The organism is Streptomyces physcomitrii, assembly GCF_012273655.1.
In the GTDB taxonomy this organism is placed as follows: domain Bacteria; phylum Actinomycetota; class Actinomycetes; order Streptomycetales; family Streptomycetaceae; genus Streptomyces; species Streptomyces physcomitrii.
On sequence record NZ_JAAWWP010000024.1, the window covers coordinates 39,785 to 57,173 of the forward strand.

At 73.1% G+C, this 17,389-nt stretch carries 20 protein-coding genes; 10 read left to right on the forward strand and 10 right to left on the reverse strand.

The genetic code is table 11. From position 1 onward, the window contains the following. Positions 1-17: 17 nt before the first annotated feature. Positions 18-866: a spermidine synthase gene (locus HFV08_RS27565; RefSeq protein ID WP_312885852.1), complete on the reverse strand. Its 849-nt coding sequence runs from the start codon at positions 864-866 to the stop codon at positions 18-20. A gap of 152 nt (positions 867-1,018) precedes the next feature. Here HFV08_RS27565 and HFV08_RS27570 point away from each other — a divergent pair, with 152 nt between their 5' ends. The 6 genes from HFV08_RS27570 to lnt all read left to right on the forward strand — a co-directional run bounded on the left by HFV08_RS27570 (position 1,019) and on the right by lnt (position 6,186). Beyond that, positions 1,019-1,747, forward strand: a complete 729-nt coding sequence (locus tag HFV08_RS27570) for a TVP38/TMEM64 family protein (protein WP_168543173.1) — start codon at positions 1,019-1,021, stop codon at positions 1,745-1,747. A 295-nt stretch (positions 1,748-2,042) separates the two neighbouring features. After that, complete coding sequence (locus HFV08_RS27575) at positions 2,043-2,915, forward strand: undecaprenyl-diphosphate phosphatase (RefSeq protein ID WP_168543174.1); 873 nt, start codon at positions 2,043-2,045, stop codon at positions 2,913-2,915. 108 nt (positions 2,916-3,023) lie between these two features. Continuing rightward, on the forward strand, positions 3,024-3,206 hold the full coding sequence (locus HFV08_RS27580) for a CsbD family protein (RefSeq protein ID WP_168543175.1): 183 nt from the start codon (positions 3,024-3,026) through the stop codon (positions 3,204-3,206). 230 nt (positions 3,207-3,436) lie between these two features. After that, entirely contained in the window at positions 3,437-3,625 is a 189-nt protein-coding gene (locus HFV08_RS27585) for a hypothetical protein (protein ID WP_040255207.1), read from the forward strand. 231 nt (positions 3,626-3,856) lie between these two features. Then, a complete protein-coding gene (locus HFV08_RS27590) occupies positions 3,857-4,315 on the forward strand; it encodes a nuclear transport factor 2 family protein (RefSeq protein WP_168543176.1) in 459 nt (152 codons plus the stop codon). Between the two features lie 257 nt (positions 4,316-4,572). Next, positions 4,573-6,186: an apolipoprotein N-acyltransferase gene (lnt, locus tag HFV08_RS27595; protein WP_168543177.1), complete on the forward strand. Its 1,614-nt coding sequence runs from the start codon at positions 4,573-4,575 to the stop codon at positions 6,184-6,186. Here lnt and HFV08_RS27600 read toward each other — a convergent pair. After that, positions 6,113-7,015: a Gfo/Idh/MocA family protein gene (locus HFV08_RS27600; protein WP_168543178.1), complete on the reverse strand. Its 903-nt coding sequence runs from the start codon at positions 7,013-7,015 to the stop codon at positions 6,113-6,115. The two genes, lnt and HFV08_RS27600, sit on opposite strands and share 74 nt — an antisense overlap. Before the next feature lie 264 nt (positions 7,016-7,279). Here HFV08_RS27600 and HFV08_RS27605 point away from each other — a divergent pair, with 264 nt between their 5' ends. Beyond that, entirely contained in the window at positions 7,280-7,717 is a 438-nt protein-coding gene (locus HFV08_RS27605; RefSeq protein ID WP_168543179.1) for a hypothetical protein, read from the forward strand. A 131-nt stretch (positions 7,718-7,848) separates the two neighbouring features. Further along, a complete protein-coding gene (locus tag HFV08_RS27610; protein ID WP_168543180.1) occupies positions 7,849-8,406 on the forward strand; it encodes a hypothetical protein in 558 nt (185 codons plus the stop codon). A gap of 132 nt (positions 8,407-8,538) precedes the next feature. On the opposite strand, the gene HFV08_RS27615 is transcribed toward HFV08_RS27610, so the two are convergent. From HFV08_RS27615 to HFV08_RS27645, 7 genes are all read right to left on the reverse strand, one after another. Beyond that, positions 8,539-9,063, reverse strand: coding sequence for a hypothetical protein (locus tag HFV08_RS27615; RefSeq protein ID WP_168543181.1), 525 nt, complete (start codon positions 9,061-9,063; stop codon positions 8,539-8,541). Positions 9,064-9,213: 150 nt separating this feature from the next. Then, on the reverse strand, positions 9,214-9,897 hold the full coding sequence (gene ung, locus HFV08_RS27620; protein ID WP_168543182.1) for a uracil-DNA glycosylase: 684 nt from the start codon (positions 9,895-9,897) through the stop codon (positions 9,214-9,216). Positions 9,898-10,012: 115 nt separating this feature from the next. After that, entirely contained in the window at positions 10,013-11,635 is a 1,623-nt protein-coding gene (locus HFV08_RS27625; RefSeq protein ID WP_168543183.1) for an ABC transporter substrate-binding protein, read from the reverse strand. A gap of 96 nt (positions 11,636-11,731) precedes the next feature. Continuing rightward, on the reverse strand, positions 11,732-12,487 hold the full coding sequence (locus HFV08_RS27630) for an SDR family oxidoreductase (RefSeq protein ID WP_312885853.1): 756 nt from the start codon (positions 12,485-12,487) through the stop codon (positions 11,732-11,734). Positions 12,488-12,503: 16 nt separating this feature from the next. Continuing rightward, positions 12,504-13,265 (reverse strand): 3-oxoacyl-ACP reductase FabG, encoded by a 762-nt coding sequence (fabG, locus tag HFV08_RS27635; protein ID WP_168543184.1) that lies wholly within the window; start codon positions 13,263-13,265, stop codon positions 12,504-12,506. A gap of 196 nt (positions 13,266-13,461) precedes the next feature. Continuing rightward, on the reverse strand, positions 13,462-13,854 hold the full coding sequence (locus tag HFV08_RS27640) for a DUF3037 domain-containing protein (RefSeq protein ID WP_168543185.1): 393 nt from the start codon (positions 13,852-13,854) through the stop codon (positions 13,462-13,464). Further along, entirely contained in the window at positions 13,851-14,729 is an 879-nt protein-coding gene (locus tag HFV08_RS27645; protein WP_246342127.1) for a HipA family kinase, read from the reverse strand. The genes HFV08_RS27640 and HFV08_RS27645 overlap by 4 nt, the downstream gene beginning before the upstream one ends. A gap of 158 nt (positions 14,730-14,887) precedes the next feature. On the opposite strand from HFV08_RS27645, the gene HFV08_RS27650 reads away from it, so the two are divergent. Then, positions 14,888-15,328, forward strand: coding sequence for a Rieske (2Fe-2S) protein (locus HFV08_RS27650; protein WP_168543186.1), 441 nt, complete (start codon positions 14,888-14,890; stop codon positions 15,326-15,328). A 27-nt stretch (positions 15,329-15,355) separates the two neighbouring features. On the opposite strand, the gene HFV08_RS27655 is transcribed toward HFV08_RS27650, so the two are convergent. After that, positions 15,356-16,261 (reverse strand): LysR family transcriptional regulator, encoded by a 906-nt coding sequence (locus tag HFV08_RS27655; protein WP_168543187.1) that lies wholly within the window; start codon positions 16,259-16,261, stop codon positions 15,356-15,358. A gap of 74 nt (positions 16,262-16,335) precedes the next feature. Between HFV08_RS27655 and HFV08_RS27660 the strand changes: the two genes are divergently transcribed. Next, positions 16,336-17,313 (forward strand): DMT family transporter, encoded by a 978-nt coding sequence (locus HFV08_RS27660; RefSeq protein ID WP_246342128.1) that lies wholly within the window; start codon positions 16,336-16,338, stop codon positions 17,311-17,313. The last annotated feature ends 76 nt before the right edge of the window (positions 17,314-17,389 follow it).

Sequence of the window (17,389 nt, forward strand, 5' to 3'; positions counted from 1 at the left end):
ACCCGGGAGCCGGCCGCTCAGCCGCCCACTCGGAACGCCCCGGAGGGCGGCGCGGGTGAGGGCACCGCTGTCTCGTCCTCGACCGGGGCCGCGTCCCCCGTGAAGCGGCGCAGTGCCGCCCCGTCCTCGACCCGGGCGGCGAAGGGGTCGGCGGCGGCGCGGCGGCTGAGCGCGGCCACGTCGATCTCCCGGTGCGAGGCCACCAGGACGGCGTTGCCGAACCGGCGCCCGCGCAGCAGCGAGGGCTCGGCGACCAGCGCGAGATGGGCGAACACCGCGCCGAAGGTGGCGAGTTGGGAGCGCAGAAAGGCGAAGGGCGTGCCGTCGGCGAGGTTGGCCGCGTACTGCCCGCCCGGCCGCAGCACCCGCGCCGCCTGACGGGCGTACGGCAGCGTGGTGAGGTGCGCGGGGATGTGCGAGCCGCCGAAGACATCCGCGAGCACCAGGTCGGCGCTCTCCCCGGGGGCGGCTTCCAGGAAGTCCCGGGCGTCGGCCGTGTGCAGCTCGGCCGTCATCCCCTCCGACAGCGGCAGGTGCTCGGCGACGAGTTCGAGCAGGGCGCGGTCGGCCTCGACCACCTGCTGCCGGGAGCCGGGGCGGGTCGCCTCGACATAGCGCGGCAGGGTCAGCGCGCCGCCGCCCAGGTGCAGCACGTCCAGCGGCCGCCCGGGCTCCGCGGCGGTGTCGATGACGTGCCCGAGCCGCCGGGCGTACTCGAACTCCAGGTGCTCGGGCGCGTCCAGGTCCACGTACGACTGGGGCGAACCGTCGAGGGTGAGCAGCCAGGCGCGCGGCCGGTCGACATCGGGCATCAGCTTGGCGGTGCCGAAGTCCACGGCTCGGGTCACGGGTACCGGCTCGTCCACGACTCCATTGTGCCGTCCCCGTGCGCCACGGGCAGAGCGGGCAGGTCACGGCCGCTTGACAGGGCGCGGGGCGGCCTTCCGCAGGGGCGGCCGTGACGCCGGTGAGACCTCGCCTCCGGCGATCAGTCACGTACGTCGGCTAGTCTCCCCGGATGCCTCCGACCGCAGCAGCACGTACCGAGGTCCTCGCCCCGGCCCCGCCCCGGGGCCTCGCCGCGCGACTCGGCAGACGGCTGCTCTCGCCCTGGTCCCGGCTGTCGCTGCTGCTCGTGCTGCTCGCGGGGATGGGCGCGAGTGTGCTGCTCCTGGAGCCGCAGCGGCTGCTCTCCGACGGCTGGCCGAAGCAGCTCGGCGGGGCGGCGGCGCTGCTCGTCTTCGTGGCGGCCTACGGGCTCTGCTGCGTGGCCTTCGTGCCGCGGCCGCTGATGAGCCTGGCGGCGGGCGCGCTCTTCGGCTCGACGCTCGGCCTGGTGGCCGCGGTCGGCGGTTCGGTGCTCGGCGCGGCCCTCTCCTTCGGTCTCGGCCGGATGCTCGGGCAGGACGCGCTGCGCCCACTGCTGCGCGGCCGGCTGCTGACGGCGGTGGACGGGCAGTTCAGCAGGCACGGCTTCCGCACGCTGCTCGCCACCCGGCTCTTCCCCGGCGTCCCCTTCCTCGCCGCCAACTACTGCGCCGCGGTGTCCCGTACCCGCTGGCTGCCCTTCCTGCTCGCCACCGGGATCGGGATCATCCCCAACACCGGGGCCTATGTGGTGGCGGGGGCGCGGGCCTCCACGCCGACCTCGCCGGTGTTCCTCTTCGCCATGGGCTTCATCGCGGTGACGGGCCTCGCCGGGGGCGCGGTGGCCTGGTGGAAGCGGGAGAAGTTCCGGGGGCGTTGAGCGTCCTGGGCCCAACCGCCGTACCGGGCAAGGCCGCCGGTCCCGTCTCAGACGGGTCGCCGCGGCCTCGGGGCCTTCGCGGCGCCCGGGCCCTGTGCCGGGCGCGGCGACCAGGGGCGCTACGCTGCACCGCAGCACCTGATCCCCCGGCGGCACCGTCACCGCCCCGCCCACCGGAGCGTCACGAAGAGCCGAGTCCCTCACGCCCGCCGCCCGCGGGCGAGATGCCGCACCCTTCCATCGCCCCTGGCCCTCGCGAACGGTCAGCGCCCGACCCAGTTGGACCCCTCACCCCATGTCTTGGTTCGAATCCTTCATCCTCGGGCTCGTCCAGGGACTGACCGAGTTCCTGCCGATCTCCTCCAGTGCGCATCTGCGCCTGACGGCCGCCTTCGCGGGCTGGCACGACCCGGGGGCGGCGTTCACCGCGATCACCCAGATCGGCACCGAGGCGGCGGTGCTCATCTACTTCCGCAAGGACATCGCCCGGATCATCTCGGCGTGGTCCCGCTCCCTGGTGAACAAGGAGATGCGCCGCGACCACGACGCCCAGATGGGCTGGCTGGTGATCGTCGGCTCACTGCCGATCGGGATCCTCGGCGTGACCTTCAAGGACCAGATCGAGGGCCCCTTCCGCGATCTGCGGCTGATCGCCACCACCCTGATCGTGATGGGCGTCGTGCTCGGCATCGCCGACCGCCTCGCGGCCCGCGACGAGACCGGCGGCAGGCACCGCGCCGCGCGGGCCCGCAAGTCGCTGGAGCAGCTGAACGTCCGCGACGGCCTCATCTTCGGCATCTGCCAGGCGATGGCCCTGGTCCCCGGCGTCTCCCGCTCCGGCGCCACCATCAGCGGCGGACTCCTGATGGGCTACCGCCGCGAGGCCGCCGCCCGCTACTCCTTCCTGCTCGCCATCCCCGCGGTGCTCGCCTCCGGCGCCTTCGAGCTGAAGGACGCGGGCGAGGGACATGTCTCCTGGGGCCCGACCATCTTCGCGACACTGATCGCCTTCGTGGTCGGATATGCCGTCATCGCCTGGTTCATGAAGTTCATCACCACCAAGAGCTTCATGCCCTTCGTCTACTACCGGATCCTGCTGGGCATCGTGCTGATCGTGCTGGTCCTCAGCGGCGCTCTGTCCCCGCACGCCGGGGAGTCGGTCGGCTAGGCGGGCCGGACCGCCCCCTAACCCGCCTGCCCCGCACACCGAGCGGTGCGCCCGCTTCCGTCCTACTTTGAGCCGGTAAGCGAACCACCCTAGACGTGAGGAGTCGCCGTGAGCGACAACGCCATGGACAAGCTCAAGGGCAAGGCCAAGGAGATGAAGGGCAAGGCCACCGGCAACGACCGGGAGGCCGCCGAGGGCCAGACGGACCAGGCCAAGGGCAAGGCCAAGGACGAGATGGGCAAGATGCAGGACCGCGCGAAGGGCATGCGCGACTCCATGGACGACAACTGACGGTCCGTCCCCCACGGAGCCCCCGCCCCGGCGGGGGCTCCGTCGTATCCCGGCACCCGCACACCTCTCAAACCACGGACACCCGGAGTGAGGCCAAGGTCACACACCTGGACACTTCCCGGTCAGGACGTCCAATTTGCCTGGTCAGGGCGGTTGCCCCGACTACGTGTGGCGATCAGCACCTGACGCTGCGGAGCGCTCGGAGCCGTCGAGGCCCTAGACTCGACGGCATGCCCCCAACCGATGAGTCCCACGATTCCGCGCGTTCTGCTGCCGATGTGAATGAGCAGATCCGCAGCCTCTGGCTGCGCGCGGGCGGCCGACTCTCGAACGAGCAGCGCAAGGAGTACGAACTGCTCGTCACCGAGTGGGCGGTCGCGATGCGCGAGGAGCGCGAGGAGATCGTCAAGGCCGCCTGAGGCCCGTCTCCCCGGATCCCGCCGCCGTCGCGGTCCCGCCGCACCGAGTCCGGCACCCGTACCGCATCCGTTTCCCCTGGCCCGCACGTCCCCGCCGATCCGCGTACAGCGGTACGGCGCGGGGAGGTGCGGGCCTTCGCGTGCCCAGGGCCCGTGCGCCCGTGCACCCGTGCTTCCGTCCGCCCCCGCACGGCCCTTGGTTCCGCGCCTCGCATGGCCAAGACTGAGCCGATGACGCAGCGTGGAGAACTCGCCGCAGTGGTCGACCGGCTCGCCGTCGACGCCTTGGTCACCGAGTACGCCGTGACCGTGGACGACTCCGACTGGGCCGGGTATCCACAGCTGTTCACCCCGGACGGCCGGGCCGACCACAGCGCGGCGGGCGGCATCGCCGCGGACGCGACCCGGACGGCCGAGTGGCTGGCGGAGAGTCTGCGGAGCCACCCGGTGCGGCAGCTCCTGCTCGTCAACCGGCGCCTGCGCTTCACACGGTGGGAGCAGGACCTCGGCGACACCGCCGAGGTCCAGGCCGACTACCTCAGGTCACTGCGCCCGGCCCCGCCGGACGGCACCGGCTCCGCCCCCGGCCTCGCCTCGGGCGGGCGCTACGAGTTCGCGCTGCTGCGCACCGAGGACGGCTGGCGCTTCCGCGGCCTCCTCGTCCAGGAGAAGTGGCGGCAGCCCGGCTGACCGCCGGCCGCCGGGGCGGGGCTGGTCTCCGGTCGCCGGGCCGACTGCCAGCCGCCGAGCCGGGCCGACCGCCGCCCGCCGCCCGCCAGGCCAACCCCCGGGCCCCGGACACTCCCCCGGGCGCCGAACATGCCGCCGACCATCCGGCTGACCACCGGCCACCGCTGACCAGAACCCTCCGCCGGGCCTGTGCATGATCGGCCCGAACCCGCAGACTGGAGGCAGGCACCGGTGAGGGCGAGTCAGGGAGGCGCGGCATGGATCTGCTCGATCCGCCGTCCGCTCCCCGCCGCGGCAAGGACCGCCCGCCGCGGAACCGCCTCGCGCCCGGCCGCCGCGATCTCGCCGCCGTACTCGCGGGTGCGCTGCCCGCGCTCACCTTCCCGGCGCCCGCGCTCTGGTGGCTCGCGCCCTTCGTCCTGGTGCCCTGGCTGCTGCTGCTCCGCTCGGCGCCCTCGCCGCGCGGGGCGATGCGGGAGGGCTGGCTCGGCGGGCTCGGCTTCATGCTCGCGGTGCACCACTGGCTGCTGCCGAGCCTGCATGTGTTCACCTTCGTCCTCGCCGCGCTGCTCGGTCTGCTCTGGGCGCCCTGGGGCAGGCTCGTGCACCGGCTGCTCGGCGGCGCGGGCCTCCCCCTCCGGCCCTGGGCGGCCCTCGGACTCCTGCCCTGCGGCTGGCTGCTGATCGAACTCGTACGGTCCTGGGAGGGGCTCGGCGGCCCCTGGGGACTGCTCGGTTCCAGCCAGTGGCAGGTGGCGCCCGCGCTCCGGCTCGCCTCCCTCGGCGGGGTCTGGCTCCTCAGCCTGCTCCTGGTCGCCGTGAACACGGCACTGGCCCTGCTCGTCCTGGCACCGGCCCATCGCCGCGCCGCGCTCTGCGCCCTGCTCGCGGTCGCCACCCTGACCGGCACGGCCTGGCTGCTCGCCCCGCGTCCCGAGGAGTCCGGGCGCACCCGGGTGGCCCTCGTCCAGCCCGGGGTGGTCGGCAAGGACGCCACCGGGTACGCCCGTCTGGACCGGGAGGTGCAGCTCACCCGGCAGCTCGCGGGGCGGGGCGTCGACCTGGTCGTCTGGGGCGAGAGCAGCATCGGCTTCGACCTGCGGGACCAGCCCCGCCTGACCGAGCGCATCACGCGGCTCTCCCGGGAGGTCGGCGCGGACATCCTGGTCAATGTCGACGCCCGGCGCGGCGGGGCGCGGGCCGTCGGCGGCATCTACAAGAGCGCCGTACTCATCGGACCGGACGGACCGACCGGCGACCGCTACGACAAGATGCGGCTGGTCCCCTTCGGCGAGTACGTGCCCGCCCGGTCGCTGCTCGGCTGGGCCACCTCGGTCGGCCGGGCGGCGGGCGAGGACCGGCACCGGGGCACCGGCCAGGAGATCATGCGGCCCGCCGGGGCGCCGCGCCTCGGCACCGTGATCTGCTTCGAGTCGGCCTTCCCGGACATGAGCCGCCGACTCACGGCGGACGGCGCGCAGTTGCTCCTCGCGCAGTCCTCCACCTCCTCCTTCCAGAACAGCTGGGCCCCCCGGCAGCACGCCTCGCTCGCCGCGCTGCGGGCGGCGGAGACCGGGCGGCCGATGGTGCACGCCACCCTCACCGGGGTCTCGGCGGTCTACGGCCCCGACGGCACCCGCGTCGGCCGGACCCTCGGCACCTCCGCCTCCACCACCGAGGTCTACGAGGTCCCGCTCGCCGGGGGCACCACCCCCTACGTCCGCTTCGGCGACTGGCCGGTCCACGCGGCGGTGACCGCGCTCGCCCTCTACGCGCTCGCCGGCGGGGTGCGGGTGCTCAGGAGCGGGACTCCACCTCGCGTACGATCCGCTCGCACAGCTCGTGCGTGGCCAGCGCGTCCCGGGCGCTGAGCACCTCGCCCCGGCGTACCGCGTCCAGGAAGGCGAGGACGGCCTGTTCGACGCCGCGCTGGCGGGCCACCGGCACCCAGTCGCCGCGCCGCCGCTCGGAGGGCTGGCCCTTGTGGTCGATCACCTCGGCGAGATTGCGCACCACCCGCTTGGTGTCCTGGCCGGAGACCTCCAGGACCTCCTCCGCGGAACCGCTCATCCGGTTCATCACCCCGAGCGCGGTGAAGCCCTCCCCGGCCAGCTGCAGGACGAGATGGTGCACGAGCCCGTCGACCACCCGGGCCCGTACGTCCACCGTGTCCGCCGGGCCCGGCAGCAAAAAGCGCAGGGTGTCGGCGACATGGATGAAGTCGTCCAGGATCATGGTGCGCGGGCGCTCGGGCAGCCCGAGGCGGTTCTTCTGCAGCAGGATCAGCTCGCGCGGGTGCTCGGCGCACTGGGCGTAGCCGGGCGCGTAGCGGCGGTTGAAGCCGACGGCCAGCGAGAGGCCCCGGGCCTCGGCGAGGTCCACGAGCCGGGCGCTGTCGGCCAGTTCGTAGGCGAGGGGCTTGTCCACGTACGTCGGTACGCCCGCCTCCAGGAGCGCGGCGACCAGGGCGGGGTGCGCCCCGGTCGCCGCGTGCACGAAGGCGGCGTCGAGCCCCGCGGCGAGCAGGGAGTCCAAGCCGGTGTGGCGGCGCTCCGGCGGGATGTGGTGCGCCTCGGCGGTGCGGCGCAGGTTCTCCGGGGAGCGGGTGTGCAGATGCAGTTCGACGTCCGGCTGGGTGGTGAGCACCGGGAGGTAGGCCTTGCGGGCGATGTCGCCGAGACCGATGCAGCCGACCTTCACGGGTACTCCTTGGTTCGCGGGCGGGGCCGAGGCAGCTGAAGCATACGGCCGGAGCGCGGCGGGGCCCCTGGCCGAGCCGGACCCCCGGCCCGCCCGGGCGGGTGCGGTCTCGCCGCGCCCGCCGCACCCCGGCACCGCGCGGTCCGCTCCCCCGGTGTCTCATCGCGGTCCGCTCCCCTGGTGCCTCACCCGCGCGTCACCCGTGCGGGGCAACCTGCCCGCCGGGAGTATCCGAACCCCCGGTGACCACGGCAGAGTGCTGCGGTGCACAGGATTTCCACCACCGCTCTGCTCCTCGCCGCGTTCCTCCCGGCCGCGGCCGGCTGCGTGACCGTGGGCCCGCCCTCACCGGGGCGGGCCGTCTCCCCGAGCCCGGATCCGGCGGGGCCGCACGGCAGCGCCCGGCCCGCGGAGATCCTCGAGGCGCCCGCCCGCGAGGCGCTCGAGTACATCGGCCCGCGCCCCACGTCCCCGGCCCCCACCGCCCCGGGCCGGAGCGGGGCACCGGCCGCGCCCTCCGCCTCCGCCGCACCGCCGGGCGCCACCGGGGCCCCGGCCGCTCCCGCCCCGGCCCGGCCGCGCTCCCCCGGGCCCGCCCTGCCCACCAGCGAACGGCAGCTGTGCGCGCTCTCGGACCGCTGGGACGTGCTGCCGCCGGACAGCAAGGCCGCCCGTATCTGCAAGGAGAGGTACGGGAGTTGATCGCGCTCCGCACCGGCGAACCGCCCACCGGCCGGGGAAGTTCCTTCGCTCCGTACCGAGTCGGCGAAGCGCGTCGCAGTCGGTGTCACCGGGAAGGAGGGGGGAAACGGTGGTCGGTACGGGGAGGCGTGATGGACTCGGCCATGGCGGGCCTGCTGGCCGCAGTGGTGGGTGTGGGCGGCACCTTGGGCTCGGCCTGGCTGACCCAGCGCCGGGGAGATGCCTCGCGCCGTGCGGAGTGGGAACACCTCGAACGCACCCGCCGTGCCGAACTCGCCGCCCAGCAGTCGGAGTCGAGCCGGGAAGCCAGGAAGCTGGCCTATACGAACTTCAACGCGGCAGCCCGCCACTACCTGGCGACCCTGAACGATCACAGGCACGTACTCCGCCTCGGGTATGACCCGCAGGAGTCGCTGGCCCTGGTCGAGACAGCTCGTGTCGAGTACCGCCAGCAGTACGCCGAGGCCCAGATGACCGTGCCGGACTCCGTGCTGGCCGAGGTGAAGCACGTCGACATCAGCCTGGGCTCGGTCTACGGCGTCCTGGCCCGCCTCAGCCACCACACGCCACGTGAAGGCGACGACGTCGAGACCGTACGGGACGACATCACGCGGAGCTGGCACGTCTTGTCCAGGACACGTCGCGCGATGCGTACGGATCTGGGAGTGACGGGGCCGTCATACGAATGAGGCGGGCCGACCCCTCGATCCCCCGTCTGACGCGGCTGCGCCTCCCAGGTGAAGGCGGCCTCTTCACAGACCGCGCTGTTCCAGGACCACGAGACCCCGACCGGCGGTACGGGAGCCGGGCCCCGTCGCGGTTCAGGGCTCCCGGCGGGGTGGGCCGAGCGGGCCGCGGTGGTCCTCGGCCGCCGACTCCTCCAGGCCTGCCTCCAGCCGGTCGACGGCTGCCCGGACGCCGTTTCCGTAGCCGTCCTCAGGCAGGGCGCCGAGGGCTCCGCGCGCCCGCTTGAGGTGGCTCCGGGCCGCGGCGAAGTGGCGGAGCCCCACGTAGTCGGCGGCCAGGTTGAGGTGCAGGGAGGGGTAGAGGGCGCGTACCGCGAGCCGTCCGTCGTGGGCGGCGGGGCGGCCCTCGGTCAGTTCCTCGGCGGCGGAGAGCGCGCGCAGGTCCCAGGCGAGCTCCTCCACCGGGTCGTCCTGGGCGTCGGCCATGAAGTGGGCCAGGGTGCAGCGGTGCAGCGGGTCGCCGCCGTCGCCGATCTCGCCCCAGAGCGCGCCGAAGCGGTGCCGGGCCTCCTCGCGGTCCCCGGCGTGGTGCAGCATGATGACCTGCCCGATCCGGGTCATCACGCCGTCCTCCGACGCCTCCTGGCCTCGCTCCGCCACCGCGACCTCCGTACTCGTACGCCAAGCGGCGCCCCGGCCGCCCGCCCCCTGAAACTAACCGCCGCCCGGCGGGATGCGCCTCAGGCACGGGCGGGGGCGGGCAGGGCGCTGGGCCAGGCCGGTGACGCACCGGCCCGGCCCGGGGCGGGCTCAGCCGAGGTCGGGGATACGCCAGTCGATCGGGGTGTGGCCCTGCGCGGCCACCGCCTCGTCGATCTGGGTGAAGGGCCGGGAGCCGAAGAACTTCCGCGCCGAGAGCGGCGAGGGGTGGGCGCCCTTCACCACGGCGTGGCGCTCCTGGTCGATCAGCGGGAGCTTCTTCTGCGCGTAGTTCCCCCAGAGCACGAAGACCGCCGGGTCGGGGCGGTCCGCCACAGCGCGGATCACCGCGTCGGTGAACTTCTCCCAGCCCTTGCCCTTGTGCGAGTTGGCCTCCCCCTCGCGGACGGTCAGCACCGCGTTGAGCAGCAGCACGCCCTGCCGGGCCCAGGGCATCAGATAGCCGTTGTCGGGCACCGGGTGGCCCAGCTCGGACTCCAGCTCCTTGTAGATGTTGCGCAGCGAAGGCGGCGTGCGCACCCCGGGGCGCACCGAGAAGCACAGCCCGTGGCCCTGGCCCGGGCCGTGGTAGGGGTCCTGACCGAGGACGAGGACCTTCACCTGCTCGTACGGGGTGGCCTCCAGGGCGGCGAAGACCTCCTCGCGCGGCGGATAGACGGGGCCCTCGGCCCGCTCCTTCTCGACGAATTCGAGGAGTTCCTCGAAGTAGGGCTGGTGGAGTTCCTCGCCGAGGACGCCGCGCCAGGATGCGGGCAGCACGGAGGTGTCGGTCATTCAACTTCCTTCACAGGACGGCCTGGTGGGGCCGAGTAAGGTGCGGTCACTTCCCACCGCAGAACCTACTCGCCCCCACTGACAACGACCGCCACCGCTGCCGCCGGACCCCGTCCTACCAGCTGGTCTTGCGGTGCAGTTCCCACATCATCATGATCGTCGAGGGGTCGAGCGCACGCTCCCCGCCCGCGATCTCCTCGCTGGCCGCCACGTACTGCTTGCCCTGCCAGAGCGGGAGCAGCCGCACATCGTCCAGCATGATCTGCTGCGCCTGCTGGAACTGCTCGACCACGGCGCCGCGGTCGTTCTCCCGGCGGGACTCCGGCAGCAGCTTGTCGATGATCTCGGGGGACTTGTACTGCGGGCCGAGCAGGTTCTGCTCGCCGACGAACGGGGCGATGAAGTTGTCCGGGTCGGGGAAGTCGGGGAACCAGCCGCGGCCGAAGACGGGGTACTCGCCCTTGCGGTAGGCGGCCTCGTAGTCCTTCCAGGGGCGGCCCTTGACACTCACGTCGAACAGGCCGGTCCGGTTGAGCTGCTTCTTGATCTCCTCGAACTCCGGGCCGGTCGCCGATCCGTAGCGGTCGGTGGTGTACCAGAGGGTCAGCTTCACCGGCTCGTCGATGCCCGCGTCGGTGAGGATCTTCTCGGCCTTCTCCGCGCTGGGGTTGCCATACTGGTCGAAGAAGCCCGTGGTGTGGCCGGCGAGGCCGCGCGGCACCATGGAGTACAGCGGCTCCACGGTGTCCTTGTAGATCTTGTGGGCGAGGGCGCCGCGGTCGAGGATCTGGGCGATCGCCTTGCGCACGGCCGACTTGCCCGCCCAGCGGTCCTTGGGGTTGAAGACCAGGTAGCTGATCTCGGTCCCGGAGCCCTCGACGAGCTGGACGCCTTCCTTGTTCTTGTTGCCCTGCAGGGCAAGCGTGTCGTCGGCGCCCAGTCCGCGGTAGGTCACATCGATCTGCTTCTTCTTCAGCGCGCCCACCAGGGCCGCCGAATCCTGGAAGTAGCGAATCGTCACTGCGTCGTTCTTGCGGTCGGCGAAGCCCTTGTACGAGCCGTTCCTCGCCAGCTCCGCCTTGGTGTTCTCCTCGTAGGACTCAAGGGTGTACGGGCCGGAGCCGGTGACCGCGCCGTCGTCGCGGACCTCGTCCTCGGGGTACTCCTCGGGGTCGACGATCGACATCGCGGGGGTGGCGAGGACGAAGGGGAAGGTGGCGTCCGACTTCTTCAGGTGGAAGACGACCTGGCGGTCGCCCTTGGTCTCGACCCGGTCGAGGCTGCCGAGGAGACCGGTCGGACCGCCGTCCACGCCGATCTTGCGGATCCGGTCGATGGAGTACTTGACCGCCTTGGCGTCCAGCGTGTCACCGTCGGAGAACTTGAGGCCCTCGCGCAGCTCGCAGGTGTACTCCTTGTTGGAGAAGTCGGTGAACTTGCACTTCTCCGCGGCGTCCGGCTCGGGGGACGAGGCGCCGGAGGGGTAGCTCAGCAGGGTCTGGTAGATGTTGCGGAAGAGTTCCCAGGAGCCGTCCCAGGAGGCGGCGGGGTCGAGCGTGCTGGGGGCACTGGTGGTGCCCACGACGACCCGCTTCTCACCGTCGTCGTCGCCGGAAGAGAGAACCCCGCACCCGGCCAGCACGGTAAGGGACGCGACGGCGGCTATGGGCCGCAGGTGGATCCGGTTGAACACGCGCTCGCTCCTCGATAGGCCACGCCGTACGGGTTGGCAGACCATATCGCAGTGCCCCGCCGAGTGAACTGGCCACTGCGGCGGGGCACTTGAAGATCCCTTACGTGGCATTGGGGAGCTTTGCGAAGGCCAGGCGATTTCCTATCCGACGCCCGCATTGAGGAAGATGCCGCCATCGACCACGAGTGTCTGCCCGGTGACCCACCCGGCGGACTCCGAGGTGAGGAAGGCGGCGGCCCCGCCGATGTCCTCGGGCACCCCGAGGCGGCCCAGCGGGTACGCCGCGGCGGCCTCCTCCTCGCGGCCCTCGTAGAGCGCCTCGGCGAACCTGGTCTTCACCACCGCCGGGGCGATGGCGTTGACCCGTACCTTCGGCGCGAACTCGTGGGCGAGCTGCTGGGTCAGGTTGATCATCGCGGCCTTGCTCATGCCGTAGGCGCCGATGAAGGGCGAGGCGGAGACGCCGGCCACCGAGGCGATGTTCACGATGGCGCCGCCGTTCTCCTGCTGCCAGGCCCGCCAGGTGTGCTGGGCGAAGCCGAGCGCGGAGAGCACATTGGTCTCGTAGACCTTGCGGGCCACCGCGAGGTCCAGCTCCGCCATGGGGCCGAACACCGGGTTGGTGCCGGCGTTGTTGACCAGGTGGTCGACGCGGCCGAAGGCCTCGACGGTCCGGGCCACGGCCGCCGCCTGGTGCTCCGGGTCGTGGGCCTTGCCCGCGACGCCGATGACCCGGTCGGCGCCGAGACGTTCGACGGCCTCCTTGAGGGCGTCCTCGTTCCTGCCGGTGATGCAGACCCGGTCGCCGCGGGCGACGAGCGCCTCGGCGATGCCGTAGCCGATACCGCGGCTCGCCCCCGTGACGAGGGCGGCCCTTCCGCTGTCCTGCACTGTCACTGCCGTGCCCTTCCGATCAGTTGAGCGGGCCGCCGGCCACGTACAGCGTCTGTCCGGAGACGAATCCGGCGGCGTCCCCGGTGAAGAAGGCGACGGCGTTGGCGATGTCCTCGGGGGTGCCGACGCGCTGGACGGGGATCTGGGTGGCCGCGGCGGCCTTGAAGTCCTCGAAGCCCATGCCGACGCGGTCGGCGGTGGCCTTGGTCATCTCGGTGGCGATGAAGCCGGGGGCGACCGAGTTGGCGGTGACGCCGAACTTGCCCAGCTCCTTGGCGAGCGTCTTGGTGAAGCCCTGCATACCGGCCTTGGCGGCGGAGTAGTTGACCTGGCCGCGGTTGCCGAGGGCGGAGGAGCTGGACAGGTTGACGATCCGGCCGAACTTGGCGTCGACCATGTGCTTCTGGACCGCGCGCGACATCAGGAAGGCGCCGCGCAGGTGGACGTTCATGACGGTGTCCCAGTCCGAGACGCTCATCTTGAACAGCAGGTTGTCGCGGAGCACACCGGCGTTGTTCACCACGATGGTCGGGGCGCCCAGCTCCTCGGCGATCCGCGCCACGGCGGCCTCCACCTGCGTCTCGTCGGAGACGTCGCAGCCCACGGCGAGGGCCGTGCCGCCCGCGGCGGTGATCTTCTCGACGGTGTCCTTGCAGGCGGCCTCGTCGAGGTCGATGACGGCGACGGCGCGCCCCTCGGCGGCCAGGCGTACGGCGGTCTCGGCGCCGATGCCGCGGGCCGCGCCCGTGACGACGGCTACGCGCTGCTCGGTGGTGGACATGGTGATCTCCTCGCCCTCGGAAGCCGGTTGACGCGGCTCGTGCGGCCGACCCCTGGGTGAGCGACCGCTTAGTACCTCACGGGTCGTGACGCTAGAAGCCACGGCACCCGGTGTCAACGGCAACCGCCCCGCTGTGATCGATTACCTCACGGGGAAGTACCGGAAGTACCGGCCCACCCGGACCCTGCGTACCGGCTCACCGGACCAGCAGCGCGAGCAGCCGGTCGGCCTCGGCGGCCGGGTCCCTGGTCAGGCCGGTGTGCACCGGGCCGGGCTGGACGACCGTGGAACGCGGCGCGACCAGCCAGCGAAAGCGGCGCCCCGCCTCGTCGCGCGCGGCCTGCCCGGCCTCGTCGCCGCCCCGGCAGACCCCCTCGACGGCATGGAGTGCCGCCCGGATCCCCGGGACGTCGGCCTCGGGGTCGAGCGCGCGGAGCCGGTCGGCGTCGAGGTGCGTACGGGCCCCGACGAAGGAGGCGCCCCGGCAGTAGACCAGGACCCCCGCGTTGATCTGCTCCCCGCGCTCGATCCGGGGCACCACGCGCAGCAGGGCGTACTCGAAGACGTGCAGCGGGGCCGGTGCGGTCATCGGGCGGCGCCCTCTCCCGCGGCGGGGCGGGGCGCGGACGCGGTGCCGGGCTCCCCCGGATCGCCGGTGTCCCGCCGGTCCGGCGGGGTGATCCAGCCGAAGGGCCCGGTGGCGGCGGCCGGTTCGGGCAGGACGAGGTGCCGGTGCACCCGGGCGGCGCGCGGCAGCAGGACGGCGGCGTAGGCCGCGCGCACCTCCTCGGGTCCGGCGAAGCCCTCCTCGCCTTCGAGCCAGGCGTCCGGGACCTCGGCGGTGACCTCGGCCAGGAGTTCGGGGGTGATCCGCGGGGCCAGCTCGGCGGCGGCGCGCTCCACCTCGGGGGCGCAGCTCGCGAGGGCGTGCTCCGAGGCGTCGTAGGGGCGCTCGGCTGCGCGGGCGGCGCCGGGCCAGTGGTGGTGCCAGATCATCGTGGCGCCGTGGTCGATCAGCCACAGCTCGCCGTGCCAGACAAGGAGGTTGGGGTTGCGCCAGGAGCGGTCGACATTGCCGGTGAGGGCATCGAACCAGAGCACCCGGCCCGCCTCGACGGGGTCCACCCGGTAGGCGAGCGGGTCGAAGCCGAGGGCGCCGGACAGGAAGCGCATGCCGAGGTTGGCGCCGCCGCTGGACTTGAGGAGCTCCTGCACCTGCTCGTCGGGCTCGCCGAGGCCGAGCACCGGGTCCAGCTCCAGCCGGACCAGCTCCGGCACCCGCAGCCCGAGCCGCCGGGCGAGCCCCCCGCAGATCACCTCGGCCACCAGCGTCTTGCGGCCCTGCCCCGCCCCGCGGAACTTCATGACGTACGGGGTGCGGTCGTCGCCCTCGACGAGCCCGGGCAGCGAGCCGCCCTCGCGCAGCGGTGCCGCATAGCGGGCCGCCCTGACTTCGGTGAGCATGGGACCAGGCTACTGCCGGTGACGACCGCCTCCGCTCCCCCGCCCGGAGCACCCGCGCGTGCCCGCCGGGCACTTCGGGCGTTGAACGGCCGGTCGTGCCGACGCGTACGACAGGTAGGAGCCCGGTTCTGGGCCGGCCCGTACGGAAGGACAGCACCATGTCGCGCTCGCAGGAATCCGCTTCCGCCCTCACCCGGCGTACTGCCCTCGCCGCCGCGGGCACCGCGGGGCTCTCCGCCGCCCTCGCCGCCTGCGGGGGTTCGGGGGACTCCGGGCCGTCCGGGGACGCGCCGTCCGGCGGCGGCAGCGCGGGCGCCGCGCTCGGCAGGACCTCGGAGATCCCGGTGGGCGGGGGCAAGATCTTCGGGGACGAGAAGGTGGTCGTGACCCAGCCGGAGAAGGGGCGGTTCAAGGCCTTCTCCAGCATCTGCACCCACCGGCAGTGCCAGGTGGCCTCGGTCGGGGACGGGACCATCAACTGCAACTGCCACGGCAGCCGGTTCTCCATCGAGGACGGCAGTGTGCAGGCGCCGCCGGCCACCCGGCCGCTGCCCGAGAAGAAGATCGAGGTCACTGGCGGGCAGGTGAAGCTCGCCTGAGAACGTGAGGGCCCGGCGCCGCCCGCCTCAGTGCGAGACGTGGTCGGCGGCGCGGCGCAGGGCCTCCACGGCGGCGCGGATCGAGGGGCGCCGGTCGGCGTCCGCCCGCCAGACCGCGTAGACATGCCGGAAGACGCCGTCCCGGACCGGCACCGCGCACACCCCCGCGGGCATCGGTTCGCGGCCGAGGCGCGGGGCGACGCAGACGCCGAGCCCGGCGGCCACGTAGGCGAGCTGGGTCTGGTGCTCCTCCGCGCGGTGCGCGATGCAGGGTTCGATGCCCTGGGCGCGCAGGGTGAAGAGCAGCCACTCGTGGCAGAAGGCGCCCTCCGGCCAGGTGATCCACTCGTCCCCGGTGAACTCGGCCAGCTCCGCGGAAGTGCGGCCCGCCAGCGGGTGGTCGACCGGCAGGGCCACGTCGATCGGGTCGTCGAGGAGGGCGGCCTTGACCAGTCCGTCCGGCAGTCCGAGCGGCTTGTTGTACCAGTCGAGGACGACGGCGAGATCGAGGTCGCCGCGCACCACCCCGGCGACCGCGCGCTCCGGCTCCCACTCCACGGTGCGCACCCGCAGCCCGGGGTGGCGGGCGCGCAGTTCGGCGACGGTCGCGGGGAGCAGTCCCCGCGCGCCGGTGGGGAAGGCACCCATCCGCAGTTCGCCGACGGCCTGGCCGCGGTGCGCCTCCAGGTCGGACTGGGCCAGCTGCACCTGGGAGAGGATGCGCCCGGCGTGCTCGGCGAGGAGCTGCCCGGCGTCGGTGAGGCGCACGCCCCGGCCGTACTTGGCGAGGAGCTGCTGCCCGACCTCGCGTTCGAGCTTGGCCATCTGCTGGGAGACCGCGGAGGTCGTCACGTGCAGTCCCTCGGCGGCGCCGCTGACCGAGCCGTGCCGGGCGAGGGCGTCGAGGGTGCGCAGCCGCTCCAGGTTCAACATATAAGCGATGCTAAGCCATAGCTCGCATGGAATCTCGCTTGTCCTTATCAGTGCCTGGTCGCAGGCTTGCTGCCATGACGCGTACGACGGCCACCCCGCCACCCGCCACCGGTTCGGCGGCGCCCCTCTCCCGCACCTCCGCCGAGACCGACTCCGCTTCCCCGGCGCCCCGCCGCCTGCTCGACTGGCGGCTGCGGTTCGCGCTGCTCTCGCTGATCTGGGGCTTCAGCTTTCTGCTGATCAAGGTCGGCACCCATGGCTTCGCGCCGCTCCAAGTCACCCTGGGGCGGCTGGTGTTCGGCACCGCGGTGCTCGCGGTGGCCCTGGTGGTGCGCGGCGAGCGGCTGCCGCGCGACCCCCGGCTGTGGGGGCATCTCGCGGTGGCGGCCTTCCTCCTGAACGCCCTGCCGTTCTCGCTCTTCGCCTTCGCGGAGCTGACCATCCCCTCCACGCTCGCGGGGATCTGCAACGCCACCTCCCCGCTGTGGGGCATGGCCCTGTCGGTGGTCGCCCTCTCCGAGGACCGGCCCACCCGCCGCCGGGTCGCCGGTCTGGGCATCGGCTTCCTCGGGGTGCTGACCGTGCTCGGCGCCTGGCAGGGCTTCAGCGGGCTCGACCCGGCGGGCACCGCGATGGCCCTGCTCGGCTCGCTCAGCTACCCGGTGGGCTGGATCTACCTGCGGCGCACGGTCGCGGGCGGCGGCCACTCCCCGATCGCCCTGGTGGGCGGCCAGCTCTTCCTCGGCGCCCTGCAACTCGCCGTGGTGACACCGCTGTTCACCTCGCTGCCGGGCCGAATCGAGGTGCTGCCGCTGCTCGCCGTGCTGGCCCTCGGCGCCCTCGGCACGGGTCTGGCGGTGATGCTCCAGTACGGCCTGGTCACCGAGGTCGGGCCGACCACCGCGCAGATGGTCACGTACTTCATCCCGGTGATCGCGACCGCGGCCGGGGTCGGGCTCCTCGGGGAGCCGCTGTCCTGGAACACCCCGGTGGGCGCGCTGATCGTGCTCGCGGGCGCGTTCCTGACCCAGTCGAGACCGCGGCGGCGCTGACACGACTGCCCTGCGGGGGTGGGGGTCGGCGGTGGGGGGGGCCGGGGGTGCGCGCCCCCGGCCCCCCGCACCGGTC

Excerpts from the sequence above, each read along its gene's own strand:
- HFV08_RS27650 (WP_168543186.1), top strand. The coding sequence starts at position 14,888 with ATGTCGCGCTCGCAGGAATCCGCTTCCGCCCTCACCCGGCGTACTGCC.
- HFV08_RS27625 (WP_168543183.1), bottom strand. The coding sequence starts at position 11,635 with ATGGTCTGCCAACCCGTACGGCGTGGCCTATCGAGGAGCGAGCGCGTG.
- HFV08_RS27610 (WP_168543180.1), top strand. The coding sequence starts at position 7,849 with ATGGACTCGGCCATGGCGGGCCTGCTGGCCGCAGTGGTGGGTGTGGGC.
- HFV08_RS27590 (WP_168543176.1), top strand. The coding sequence starts at position 3,857 with ATGACGCAGCGTGGAGAACTCGCCGCAGTGGTCGACCGGCTCGCCGTC.
- HFV08_RS27660 (WP_246342128.1), top strand. The coding sequence starts at position 16,336 with ATGACGCGTACGACGGCCACCCCGCCACCCGCCACCGGTTCGGCGGCG.
- lnt (WP_168543177.1), top strand. The coding sequence starts at position 4,573 with ATGGATCTGCTCGATCCGCCGTCCGCTCCCCGCCGCGGCAAGGACCGC.
- HFV08_RS27570 (WP_168543173.1), top strand. The coding sequence starts at position 1,019 with ATGCCTCCGACCGCAGCAGCACGTACCGAGGTCCTCGCCCCGGCCCCG.
- HFV08_RS27640 (WP_168543185.1), bottom strand. The coding sequence starts at position 13,854 with ATGACCGCACCGGCCCCGCTGCACGTCTTCGAGTACGCCCTGCTGCGC.
- HFV08_RS27585 (WP_040255207.1), top strand. The coding sequence starts at position 3,437 with ATGCCCCCAACCGATGAGTCCCACGATTCCGCGCGTTCTGCTGCCGAT.
- HFV08_RS27645 (WP_246342127.1), bottom strand. The coding sequence starts at position 14,729 with ATGCTCACCGAAGTCAGGGCGGCCCGCTATGCGGCACCGCTGCGCGAG.
- HFV08_RS27575 (WP_168543174.1), top strand. The coding sequence starts at position 2,043 with ATGTCTTGGTTCGAATCCTTCATCCTCGGGCTCGTCCAGGGACTGACC.
- ung (WP_168543182.1), bottom strand. The coding sequence starts at position 9,897 with ATGACCGACACCTCCGTGCTGCCCGCATCCTGGCGCGGCGTCCTCGGC.
- fabG (WP_168543184.1), bottom strand. The coding sequence starts at position 13,265 with ATGTCCACCACCGAGCAGCGCGTAGCCGTCGTCACGGGCGCGGCCCGC.
- HFV08_RS27655 (WP_168543187.1), bottom strand. The coding sequence starts at position 16,261 with ATGTTGAACCTGGAGCGGCTGCGCACCCTCGACGCCCTCGCCCGGCAC.